This window comes from Metallosphaera yellowstonensis MK1 (genome assembly GCF_000243315.1).
Classification (GTDB): domain Archaea; phylum Thermoproteota; class Thermoprotei_A; order Sulfolobales; family Sulfolobaceae; genus Metallosphaera; species Metallosphaera yellowstonensis.
Window position 1 is genome coordinate 856,046 of record NZ_JH597761.1, and the last position, 10,445, is coordinate 866,490.

13 protein-coding genes are annotated in these 10,445 nt (G+C 49.6%); 5 read left to right on the top strand and 8 right to left on the bottom strand.

Going from position 1 to position 10,445, the window contains the following annotated elements:
- Positions 1 to 12: 12 nt before the first annotated feature.
- On the top strand, positions 13 to 1,611 hold the full coding sequence (locus tag METMK1DRAFT_RS05220) for a DUF2070 family protein (RefSeq protein ID WP_009071480.1): 1,599 nt from the start codon (positions 13 to 15) through the stop codon (positions 1,609 to 1,611).
- Here METMK1DRAFT_RS05220 and METMK1DRAFT_RS05225 read toward each other — a convergent pair.
- A complete protein-coding gene (locus METMK1DRAFT_RS05225; protein WP_048087650.1) occupies positions 1,582 to 2,943 on the bottom strand; it encodes a digeranylgeranylglycerophospholipid reductase in 1,362 nt (453 codons plus the stop codon). The two genes, METMK1DRAFT_RS05220 and METMK1DRAFT_RS05225, sit on opposite strands and share 30 nt — an antisense overlap.
- 41 nt (positions 2,944 to 2,984) lie before the next feature.
- Positions 2,985 to 3,362: a DUF5751 family protein gene (locus METMK1DRAFT_RS05230; protein WP_009071482.1), complete on the bottom strand. Its 378-nt coding sequence runs from the start codon at positions 3,360 to 3,362 to the stop codon at positions 2,985 to 2,987.
- A 107-nt stretch (positions 3,363 to 3,469) separates the two neighbouring features.
- Between METMK1DRAFT_RS05230 and METMK1DRAFT_RS05235 the strand changes: the two genes are divergently transcribed.
- Positions 3,470 to 3,703: a hypothetical protein gene (locus tag METMK1DRAFT_RS05235; protein ID WP_052300188.1), complete on the top strand. Its 234-nt coding sequence runs from the start codon at positions 3,470 to 3,472 to the stop codon at positions 3,701 to 3,703.
- Here the strand turns inward: METMK1DRAFT_RS05235 and METMK1DRAFT_RS05240 are convergent.
- Complete coding sequence (locus tag METMK1DRAFT_RS05240; RefSeq protein ID WP_048087437.1) at positions 3,693 to 4,232, bottom strand: metallophosphoesterase family protein; 540 nt, start codon at positions 4,230 to 4,232, stop codon at positions 3,693 to 3,695. The genes METMK1DRAFT_RS05235 and METMK1DRAFT_RS05240 overlap by 11 nt on opposite strands.
- A 2-nt stretch (positions 4,233 to 4,234) precedes the next feature.
- Positions 4,235 to 5,044: an isoaspartyl peptidase/L-asparaginase gene (locus METMK1DRAFT_RS05245; protein WP_048087651.1), complete on the bottom strand. Its 810-nt coding sequence runs from the start codon at positions 5,042 to 5,044 to the stop codon at positions 4,235 to 4,237.
- A gap of 58 nt (positions 5,045 to 5,102) precedes the next feature.
- On the opposite strand from METMK1DRAFT_RS05245, the gene METMK1DRAFT_RS05250 reads away from it, so the two are divergent.
- The 3 genes from METMK1DRAFT_RS05250 to METMK1DRAFT_RS05260 are packed head-to-tail and all read left to right on the top strand — an operon-like array spanning position 5,103 to position 7,071.
- Entirely contained in the window at positions 5,103 to 5,603 is a 501-nt protein-coding gene (locus METMK1DRAFT_RS05250) for a hypothetical protein (RefSeq protein WP_009071486.1), read from the top strand.
- Positions 5,604 to 5,614: 11 nt separating this feature from the next.
- Positions 5,615 to 6,607, top strand: a complete 993-nt coding sequence (locus METMK1DRAFT_RS05255; protein ID WP_009071487.1) for an NAD(P)/FAD-dependent oxidoreductase — start codon at positions 5,615 to 5,617, stop codon at positions 6,605 to 6,607.
- Positions 6,604 to 7,071, top strand: coding sequence for an Lrp/AsnC family transcriptional regulator (locus METMK1DRAFT_RS05260; protein ID WP_009071488.1), 468 nt, complete (start codon positions 6,604 to 6,606; stop codon positions 7,069 to 7,071). Before METMK1DRAFT_RS05255 ends, METMK1DRAFT_RS05260 begins: the two co-directional genes overlap by 4 nt.
- Positions 7,072 to 7,119: 48 nt before the next feature.
- On the opposite strand, the gene METMK1DRAFT_RS05265 is transcribed toward METMK1DRAFT_RS05260, so the two are convergent.
- The 4 genes from METMK1DRAFT_RS05265 to METMK1DRAFT_RS05280 are packed head-to-tail and all read right to left on the bottom strand — an operon-like array spanning position 7,120 to position 10,440.
- Positions 7,120 to 8,016: an ATP-grasp domain-containing protein gene (locus METMK1DRAFT_RS05265; RefSeq protein WP_245544557.1), complete on the bottom strand. Its 897-nt coding sequence runs from the start codon at positions 8,014 to 8,016 to the stop codon at positions 7,120 to 7,122.
- A 16-nt stretch (positions 8,017 to 8,032) separates the two neighbouring features.
- Positions 8,033 to 8,881 (bottom strand): hexaprenyl pyrophosphate synthase, encoded by an 849-nt coding sequence (gene gdS-2 / locus METMK1DRAFT_RS05270; protein ID WP_009071490.1) that lies wholly within the window; start codon positions 8,879 to 8,881, stop codon positions 8,033 to 8,035.
- Between the two features lie 6 nt (positions 8,882 to 8,887).
- Positions 8,888 to 9,664, bottom strand: a complete 777-nt coding sequence (locus METMK1DRAFT_RS05275) for a hypothetical protein (protein WP_009071491.1) — start codon at positions 9,662 to 9,664, stop codon at positions 8,888 to 8,890.
- Positions 9,634 to 10,440 carry an S-methyl-5'-thioadenosine phosphorylase gene (locus METMK1DRAFT_RS05280; RefSeq protein WP_009071492.1) on the bottom strand — a complete coding sequence of 269 codons (807 nt, stop codon included), beginning with the start codon at positions 10,438 to 10,440 and terminating at the stop codon, positions 9,634 to 9,636. Before METMK1DRAFT_RS05280 ends, METMK1DRAFT_RS05275 begins: the two co-directional genes overlap by 31 nt.
- Between the last annotated feature and the right edge of the window lie 5 nt (positions 10,441 to 10,445).

Consider the following 10,445-nt stretch of genomic DNA (forward strand, 5'->3'; position numbering starts at 1 on the left):
CTGTTTTACCCTGTGGATTCAGAAAAATTAACCCGGAGTTACTATTCCAAGCTTATAAGACTGCCATCGACGCAGAACCTAGTCCTTTGGGTAAGTGGCGAGTCTTTCCTTGCTATCCTTAGGTCTTTTTCAGACGGTCTGAGCTACATCCTAGGATTCGTCATCTACGCTGGACTATCCCTTTTAGCCTTTAGGAAGAGGATTAGGACCTCCCTATTCCTGACCGGTTTATTTGGAATACTCTACCTGTTGCTCTCATTCTTCCCGGCTACCCTCCCTTACTCCTTCGGTCTCTTCTCCCCCCTGGTTGCCTACACTCTGGTAATAGATTATGGGGAGAAGGCCTCTACAGTCATCTCGGTGTTCACAGGGCTAATTCCTGGATATACCCTCGTTGGCCTCAGCCTGGATATACCACTCCTAGTCTTCTACTTGTTGGTGGGAGCTTTCTCGTTTGTTTACTTTGACTTCATCAATAGACAGGGAACGAAGATAACTGGATTCCCTTCACTGAACATAGTGAGACCGTTCCTCAAGGCCTTCAGCTACAGAAGGGAGGACGAACTTGAGGCGTTCCTCGAGAGGATCTCCACCGGCTTCCAGACTTCAGTTCTCTCCTTAAAGCTGGGAGAGGTAGTGCTCCTGGTACCCAGGATCCATTACGGGATGTACGGAAGGGTAGGTAGTTCTGGGTTCATATATCAGCTTGAGGATCTCCTCAAGGACAAGATCTTGGTATTTCACGGACCGGGAAGTCACGAGCTGGACATCCCCTCAAGTAGGGAGTCCATGAAGGTCGCTCAAGCTATAGCCTCCGGGCTGAACGATGGCTGGACGCCGTTGAAGTTTCAGGGCCTGAGAATCTTCAATGAATCTCAGTTCGTCTTCACATCGCTGATCTTCGACAAGATATCCCTTTCGTTTGCGGAGAGGCCCGGTAAGGGGATAGACGACCTCCCTGGAAACCTTTGGGACGAGTCCCTAATAACTGGAAACTTCATCGTTGATTGTCATAACGAATCGCTTAAGGAAGAGATAGGACACAAGGACGAGATTGTACTCAAGTCTTTCCTGTCTAAGAAACTTATCCTGGACGAAAAGGAGCTACAGGTTGGATACGGAGAAACTAGGATCGGTGCAAATTGCGAAGGCGTGTGCGACAACAGGGTGAAGGCACTTGTAATAGGGGACGGGGCGAAGAGGATCTTAGTCCTCTACGTTTACGCCAACAACGCGGATGAAGAGACTAGCAGAAAAGCGCGGGAGTTGTTTAAGGACAAGTTTGACAGGGTCATCCTAGTCACCCCAGATGACCACTCCTGTACTGCCAGCGTTTGGGGGAACCTGTATAGTCCGGCTCGCCCCTGTAACGCCATGCTGGAGGCGTTTAAGGAAGCTACAGAGATGGCTCTCTCCAACATCAAAAAGGTCGAAGCGAGTTATAAAATAATAACTATAAAAACCAAAATAATTGGGAAGTTCGTCTCAGTGATGGTTCAAGGATTGGAACAGGTAGGGAACACCGCAATGAAGACCTTTTGGATACCCATCATCTTTCCGTATTTCCTCTTATTCCTGATATTACTTGGACATGGCCTTTTCAAAATCTGATATCAGGCCCTTAACCTGAGCGTTCCACCTCTTCAGACCCTCCGGCGATTCGGGATAGTTCTTGTACAGCTCCTTTATCTCCTTCATGTATTGGGATACGTTCTTGAGCTTGTAAAGAAGAGATGGTCTTCCTATCCCAGCTATAACCCTCATGGCCTTCTCAGCAACTGACAGGTGGAGATCACCAGTCGTGCTTGCCTCCAGCAGGTCCTCCTCCTTGATTACCTTCTTTCTCATGCCGTAGTTTATGTCCTCGTCTGTGAGCCTTTGAAGGAATCTCCTGAAGAGCTCCAGGCTAGCCTGTTTCGCCCCATATCTCTGGTTGTAACATATGTTGGTCTCCCATAAACTGGCTGAGGAGAAGTCTCCCCTCTCGAAGGCATCAAGCACAGTCCTGGCGGCACAAAATCCCGATATCATGGCTGATCCTTTTCCTCCACCGTGAACCGGATTAGCTGTATAGCCGGAGTCGCCCACTACTATGATCCCGTTCCACACCAAGGTATCTAAGGGTCTCCTGGTGGGAACTAGGGCCCCTCCCTTGACTATCATCTTGTTCCTATCTACGTCAGGTCCGTATTGACTCCAGTACTTTTCGTAGAATGTGTATATGCTCGGATAGCCCATCCCTCCCTGGATGCCCAATCCTATATTTACCTTATCCCTCCCCTTGGGGAAATACCACCAATAGCCTCCTGGGGAGGTGGTCTGATTGATGAATATCTTGAGGTACCCAGGCTCCTCTATGTCCTCCTTAGTGTAAGCCACTTCCCTGTAGGCTATGTCTGCATCCCTTTCGTCAAGGTCCTCCGTGACTGGAAACTCTTGAGGGAGCTTACTCCTGAAGCTCTTGGAGTACCCTGTGGCCTCTATAACTACCTTAGCTCTCACCTCCGACTGTTCGTTTGACCTCCTGTCGAATATCACTGCGCCCCGTACATGCCCGTCCTCGAATATGGGCCTCATGGCTGTCGTGAGGTCCATGACGTCGACCCCTCTATCCCTGGCCTCCTTCAGGATCCTCTGGGTGTACAGAGGGGCATTGATCTCAAATCCCTCACCCCTGACTGTCCATTCTGTGGACATGTCGGGGCTGTAAAGCTTTATCCCCTCTATCTTCTGCTCCAACTGCTCTCCCTCGGGATAGGGCATTCCGAGATTGTCAAAGTGTTCCTTGCTCACTGCGTCTCCACAAGGTTTATCACCGATTCTATTCCAAGGTTTGCTATCGATGAGGAGAATCCTCAGACCCTTTCGCGATAAGTGCCACGCCGCCGTGGAACCTGCGAACCCTCCGCCTATTATCAGGATATCATAGCTAAGTTGTTTCAAAAATATCACTTGCATGGATACTCTTGGCCCAAAATAAAAAACTACTTACAGGAATTCTTCACGATATTGACCTTAACGCTGTCAGGAAGAGTACCTATTATCTTGTTGAGCTGATATTTATGGCCTTCATCACAGTACAGGGAAAGTCCGTCAGCCTCATAATACTTCTTCCTTTCCAAGAATGAGGCGACCTCCTCCGGGTTTACCGTATATATCTCTAGTCCCAGCTCTATATTATCGAGTATGGCCTCCCTACTGTTGGCTAGAACTTGCCAGTGAGGTAGTTGAGAGAGGACGTTCACGATCACCTTTCTGAACCCAGACGTTCTAGCATCCCTGAGGACTCTCCTCAAGGTCTCAGTTAGTTCCTCTTCGTTAACGTACACGAGGACGAGCAGTCTCTTTGCAAGATGATCCATGGGGAACCCTATGAGGAGGAAATAATATTAGTAATGGAAGTTAGTACGAGATCATACCTCCCACGTTCTTCCCTGACCTTTTAGGCTGTCCACGCCAAGAGTATATTGTGATAGTTCAGGTATTTTATAATAAATTTACGCCAGAACTCGCTAAGGCTGTCATGAAGGTCAGGAAGACACCCTTCGTTCAAGAAGTTCTCTTCTGCAAGGGGGAAAGGAACATGATGGTAGCAGACAACTACGTGGTCTGGAGGGAAGGAGACGGGGACCCTCTGGACGGTCTCTACGACGCTAAGATCATTGAAAGAGTCAGAGCTTCGACTTATCCCTTCAGTGGCTGAGGCTCCTGGTATAATGAGAGGAGTCCGTTATGACGACATATCCACGGGCCTCAGGGGGATAATCCCTAGTTATGCCGCCCGCATATATGACTCTAGCCAACTTGTCCACCTCTAGCCTTTTATGCTGGCCTATGACTAACCAGTCCCATGGGCCGGCACCCACACTTTTTCTCAGCTGATCTATGTCGCCCTGATGCCCGTGAATTATGTAATACTTCGCCGAAGAGACGTCTGCAATATACATGGTGGTGCCTATTATCTCCTCCCTGTACCTGGGTTCAGCCATGATACACTTTATGGCGTGCGGGTCCATGTCCCCCTGAATGTAAACCAACTGGGCCCACGGGGCTATACTCCTTATCACGTAAAGCACATCTATCACCCTCGGACACTCGTAGTCCCAATAGCATTGCGTAGTATCTCCATTGAGAACTATGGTCTCTGGTTCCTCCTTCTTTATAACGTTTGAGAGAACGCTCTCGATGTGTGGTTCGGGGAACCTTATGTTGCTTATGACCAGGATCTTCAAGGCTAGCTTCCCTCCCAAAACATGACTCTCTTACCCTGGTTCCACCTTACCCCTCTGGGCATAGCCTCGGTGTTGAAACCCCACGAAGAGTTACCCTGATAGTCTAAGGCGATGATACCGAAGTTACCACTCCCGAAAGTCGAGGTCATCTTGCCAACCACTGCTCTAACTGCCTCTTCAAGCGGAAAGTCCATCCCCCTCAGCATGTCGACTTCCTTTGAAGGAAGGATCTTCAGGATCAGTTCCCCTACACCTGTACACGAAACAGCTACCCTTGAAGTCGCGTAGAACCCAGCTCCAGGGATGGGAGAGTCCCCCACTCTACCTGGGAGTTTTCCCCTTATTCCCCCAGTGCTCGTGGCAGCACTTAAACCACCTTCAGCGTCAAGAGCCACTGCTCCCACAGTATCGGAACCGTGCTCTACCCCTTCAATTCTCAGATCCTCCCATACTGTCCTCACCATGAGGGCGTGCTTCCCATCCCTCAGTACCTTCAGGGCCTCCCTCACTGGGTTCTTAGCTCTCACCGATGCTACAGCTCCCACTGACATGTCCCTCCCGTACATGACCCCGGCGTCCATTTCCACTTGACCTTCAGAGTTCTTTACGCTACCAATCCCAGCGTTAAAAATTCCAACGTCCTCCATGTACGACACAGCCTCCACGACAGCCTCCAGCGAGCTCCCCGTTCTGAATTCGGCATAACCTCTGTCCAGAGCTTCCCCTATCTCTCGTCTCACTCTGTCCTCTGCCGAGTTCCTCCAAGACCCTGCTCCCCCGTGGATCACGAGCACTGGAACAGTGAACTTCACAACAAGCATGTTAGCATTAGATATTTTATTTTTTAACAACACCTATTAGGCGGTTAGCATGAAGGACTGGGAAGTGGCTGGAATCTCGCTTCTGCTCATACTCCTACCTGTCATCCCTGCACTGGTTGAGAGTTTCCTAGCTTTCGCTGTGGCGTCTACGGTGGGGTTTGTCATAGTCTCATATCTCCTCATGAGTTATAAGCCGTGGGAGAGCAGGACAAACAGCATAATATCGCTTTATTTCTCTGGCGTCTTCTCCTTCGGCCTAGCGTTCGGTGTCTTCTTAGCACTACCCCTACACTCGAGGCTTTACGGTCTCGTGGCGCTGATCGAGTCGATCCCGTTCTTAGTTTCGTTCTACTTCGCCACTAGGGGCGTGTGGAAGACAGTACTGAGCAAGGAGGTCCTCAGCTTGGGTGACGGTTACCTAGCTCTGGTTCTCGTGGTCCTTATAGGGGCGATAGTGGGAAGGTTCCTTCACAATTTCTATGAACTAGTTATACTCTATTCAGGTTTTCTCACAATGGGTTTCCTGGCCTTGCTCTACTTCAGGAAGTAGGTGCCTTTCTTATGAGGTTGGGGATAGTAGGGGGAGGTCCTGCAGGGATATCCCTAGCCTGGTTCCTTAAGGGGACTAAGATACAGGCTACCGTCTACGAGGGATTGGAGGACGTGGGGAAGAAACCTTGCGCCTGGGGCGTACTGAAGGGAATAGAGAGCTACCTGGAGTTGCCGAAGGAGGCTATATACAGCGAGATAAGAGGATTCAGGATATTTTTGGACAACAAGCTGGTCTCCGAGGTGAGGGGAAGGGAAAGATTGGGATACATAGTGAATAAACCCCTCCTTCTCAAGAGGCTCGGGGAGAAGGTAGAGCTAAGATTGAACTCCAAGGTAGTTTTTGATAGAGAAGGGAAACTCAAGGTGAACGGGAAGGTGGAGGAGGTGGACAGGGTAGTTGTGGCGACGGGACACTATAGCCTCGACAAGGGGGCTACGATCCCAGCAATTCAGTACATAACGGACCTTCCTTTCGACCCTGAGATCGTAGACATGTACTTCTATTCCGACCTCCTGGGCTACGGCTGGATATTTCCTGACCCAAATGGAGCTAAGATAGGAGTTGGAGGATACGCTGAGATCCCCTTCCTCATGGAGAAACTGAAAGGACTGACCAGAGGGAAGATAATGTCCTTCCACGGAGCTAGAGTTGCGGACAACGGGATCATAGAGGATAGGTTGAACGGTAGGTACGTTGGAGAAGCCCTTGGAGCCGTGTACGCCGTGACTGGAGAGGGGATAAGACCTTCAATAATTACGTCCAAGATAATGGCGGACTCTCTCCTGGAGGGGAAGGACTTCGGAAAGGAGATGAGGAGGAGTAAGATCTACTGGACACTCAAGGTTCACGCAGACGTCATCAGGAGAGCCAAGGCGAGTAACTCGGTGAAAGGACTAGAAAGAGTATTACTCAAGGCAGATCCCAAGTTGGTGATCAAGTTCGCTATGGGCGATTTTGGGAAGCTAGATCTTATTAAACTGTTCGGAAGTGCTATAATATGAACGAGCATTACTATTTAGACGACGTAGACAGGAAGATAATAAAAATATTACAGAGGGACTCTAGGACTCCCTTCTCCAGGCTAGCCAAGATGCTCAACCTCAGCGAATCAACTATCCACATGAGGGTAAAGAGGTTAGTTAACGAGGGAGTGATCAGGAACTTCGGGATTGACGTTGATCTGGACAGGATCGGGTTAAACGTGCTCGCCTTCGTCCTCATAAAGGCTGAGCCCAAGAAGTACGAGGAGATACTGAAGAAGCTGTCAGAGAGTAAAGAGATTTTTGATATTTACGACGTCACAGGAGAGTTCTATGCTCTACTTAAGGTTAGAGTGAAATCCAGGGAGGAACTCGCCAAGGTATTGGATTTCGTCGGTAAGTTAGATGGTGTAACATCTACGTATACCATGGTTGTCCTGAGGACCATTAAGGAGAAGAAATTCTTGGACGACGATCCCACGTAGGATCAGGGCGAGAGCTCCACATCACAGCTCAGACGGTTTAGCTTGTCCTCATTTCCTGATCCTCTCTACGAGGAGGTCAACTATGTGCTTTGCTGGGTTTATGGATGTGGCTGCCTGGAAACCCTTCCATAGAGGGGCTGCGTTGACTTCCAAGACTTTGTAACCTCCCTCCAGGTCTTCCACGATGTCTACTCCCGCGTACTCCAGGCCTAGGATCTTCGTCGCCTTTACGCTTATTTCCTCCACCTCACTTAACTCTGGGGGACTCATGGCCTGCACGAGAGCGCCCTGTGCAACGTTCGTCTTCCAGTTATCCTGAGACATCCTGTATATACTCCCCAACATTCTCTCCCCGACCACGAATGCCCTTATGTCCCTGTTGGGCTTCTTCACGTATTTCTGGACGTAAACCGGTTGATTCACAGATAGAATGGACCTGGCTATCCTGAAGGCCACATCTGGGTCGCTCACCTTAACCGAGCCCAACCCCAAACTCCCGATGAGGGGTTTTATGACTACCTCACCCCACTCCTGCACTAGCCTCATTATCTCCATGGGCTCCTCGACAATGGCCGTAGGAGGGACGTCTACACCGTGCTTTGCCAACGTGGATATGCTAGCGAACTTGTCCCTGGCCAGTAACATGGAAGAAACCGAGTTCATCATCTTCACCCCAGAATTCTCAACTTCCCTGAGCATATCGATCCTCCTGACCATCTGCTCGATGGTCGTGAGGAAACCGAGGTTCCTCAGGAGAGCCCCATCCAGTTCCAATTTCCTCCCAGAGTAACTAGTCTTGACTCCTCCCTGCACATAGGCGTTGATTCTGGAAACTCTAATGTAGTAGGCAGTATGACCCCGGGACTTTATCTCCATAAGAAGTTGCTTGGAGGCCTCCGTGATCTTCTGAGACTCATGTATTACTGCTATTTTAAGCAATTGCACTCATGTGGAAGGGCTTCTAAAACATTTTATACTTTATTCCGGCCTCTCCCAACAGACCGAACGCCAAAAAGTCCGGAAGAGCTACAAGCCAGTCCCCATATTCTCCAGTTAAAGGAAGGGATTTGATTATGCCAAGGTAATGGTTCTTTAACCTCTCGTAATTCTGTCTCACGAAAGGCTCCACTTTACCAGATGTGAGGTTGAACAGCTGTCTCGCACTTCCCACCAACTTTTCCGTATCCTGGGTCACGCAATCCACGTAGTCATCCACGATCTGATATATTATTCCCAGATCCTTGCCTGCGTCCAGTAGTCTCTCTAGAAGATCCACCCTATTTGAGGAGAACGAAGAGAGCATAGCAGGCAACTTGAAGAGGGAGGCCGTCTTCAGCTCCACAGTCTCAAGATAGTCGCTGTCCTTTCCGTACATATCCTTAAGGGCGCCTATCGCTGTATCCTTCCAGAGCTCTATGCTGATCTTCAGGGCCTTATCTCCATAGGTTGATATAATGTTTAGGGCCGTAGGGATCAAGTAATTGGACACGAATATGACCTTCCTGTTTGTGTAAACTGCCCAAGCAGCCTTTGCCCCCCTCCTCACCTCATCGTAATCGACTATGTCGTCCAAGGCAAGTGAGGCCGAGTGTAGGATCTCCGTGGCGAGAGCTCCGGCGTAGGCCTCGCTCTCCTGTCCTCCTAAGGCACCGTTAAAGAGGAACATTAAGGTACCCCTGAACCTCTTCCCGTCCCTCATGATATACTTTGACATCTCCATGACTTCCCAATCCTTGGAGTCCTTTACGAACTTGTCAACCAACTCATCTATGATCGTCCTACTCCTGAACCAATATTCCAGAAGATCCAAGACCCATCAGCTTCCTGAACTGTTTTTTAAAATGTAAAACATTATACTTAAATATATAGGAGCAGTGAGAGGATCAGTATTCAGCTGTAGCTCCCTCACGTTCTTTCCTTCGCTTCTCAGTTTAAAGATCAGTCTTCTAGCAGTCATAGAGTCCACACCAGTATAAATTACGATAGGGTCAGAAAAGTACTTATCGTAAAATGTCTTTACTGGGAAACCTAGCTCTGATTGTATTACTGACCTCGCTGGCTGGAGAACCGGAGAGAGCACGTATTCTCCTCCTCTCAGGGCCGTGATCTTGTCTGAGAACCAGTCCCAGGAGTCTGAGAGGTTCAATTCCTCTCTAAGTCTTCTCGCCCTCGGGGTCTCACTCGTGGAGGAGACCCAGGAGAGGAGGGAGAGGGCCATGTTCACCTGGCAAGCCTCTCCGTGGAGAGTCGTGACCTTGAAGTCCCCTCTAACCTTCACCTCCTTTAGGCAGGTTAGCAAGTAACCCTTAACGCCCAGGACGTGATAGTTGTCCACTACCTCCCTCACTTCGGCCTCGTCACTGACCATGAACACAACGTCTTCCTGATCAACGTAAGGGGAGTCCAGGAAGGCGAAATCGTAGAGGCTCATGGTCTTGACCGTCCTTCCCAGAAGTGCCACAACAGCTCGAGATAGAGTATAGGCTGGGAGATCCATGCCCACCCCGTAAACCACCACACCAAAGTTCCCAAGGGAGAGCTTAGATGAGGAGAACTTCCTAATCACATCAGGGCCGTCTTCAGGGAATTGCAACAGGAACACTCTCCCTCGTCTGGGTTCTCGGGCAGGGAACCTATCACCTCTCTCAGTAACGACTTAGCCTTAGCCGTGTTCTCTGCCATTACCTTCGATACTTCCTCTGCCGTCACAGGTCTGTCGGCAAACACGTCGTAGTCTGTAACCATGGCCAAGGTGGAGTAACACATCTGTGCCTCACAGGCCAGGTTGACCTCAGGGACTAACGTCATTCCTATGATGTCTGCCTTAAACACGTCTTTCCATAGGATACTTTCAGCCCTAGTGGAGAACCTTGGGCCTTCAATACAAACGTACGTTCCCCTCTCGTGAACAGTGATTCCTTGCTTCCTTGCAGACTCTATCACTAACTTTCTAAGATGATTGCAGAAGGGGTTGGCCATGGAGACGTGAGCCACCACTGGACCGTCGTAGAAGGTGTAATCTCTACCCTTTGTCATGTCAATGAACTGATCCGGGACCACGAAGTCACCCGGTTTATAGTCCATTCTTAAACTTCCCACGGCAGAGACCGAGATTACCCACTTAACGCCGAGTTCCTTCAAGGCCCACATATTAGCCCTGTAATTTATCCTGTGAGGGGGAATCCTATGTCTCCTGCCGTGCCTGGGAAGGAAAGCGACCCTCCTGCCTTCAAGTTCACCTACGGTGACGAAATCGCTTGGCTCACCGTAAGGCGTGTAAATCTTCAATTCCTTCACATTGGAAAATATCCCGGGGTCGTAAAGCCCTGACCCGCCTATCACCCCTATTAGTACCTTACCCTCTGACATCCTGA

What these genes read in the sequence shown, in the direction of transcription:
- METMK1DRAFT_RS05230 (WP_009071482.1), bottom strand. Translation starts at nt 3,362, where the DNA reads ATGGATCATCTTGCAAAGAGACTGCTCGTCCTCGTGTACGTTAACGAA.
- METMK1DRAFT_RS05250 (WP_009071486.1), top strand. Translation starts at nt 5,103, where the DNA reads ATGAAGGACTGGGAAGTGGCTGGAATCTCGCTTCTGCTCATACTCCTA.
- METMK1DRAFT_RS05255 (WP_009071487.1), top strand. Translation starts at nt 5,615, where the DNA reads ATGAGGTTGGGGATAGTAGGGGGAGGTCCTGCAGGGATATCCCTAGCC.
- METMK1DRAFT_RS05260 (WP_009071488.1), top strand. Translation starts at nt 6,604, where the DNA reads ATGAACGAGCATTACTATTTAGACGACGTAGACAGGAAGATAATAAAA.
- METMK1DRAFT_RS05280 (WP_009071492.1), bottom strand. Translation starts at nt 10,440, where the DNA reads ATGTCAGAGGGTAAGGTACTAATAGGGGTGATAGGCGGGTCAGGGCTT.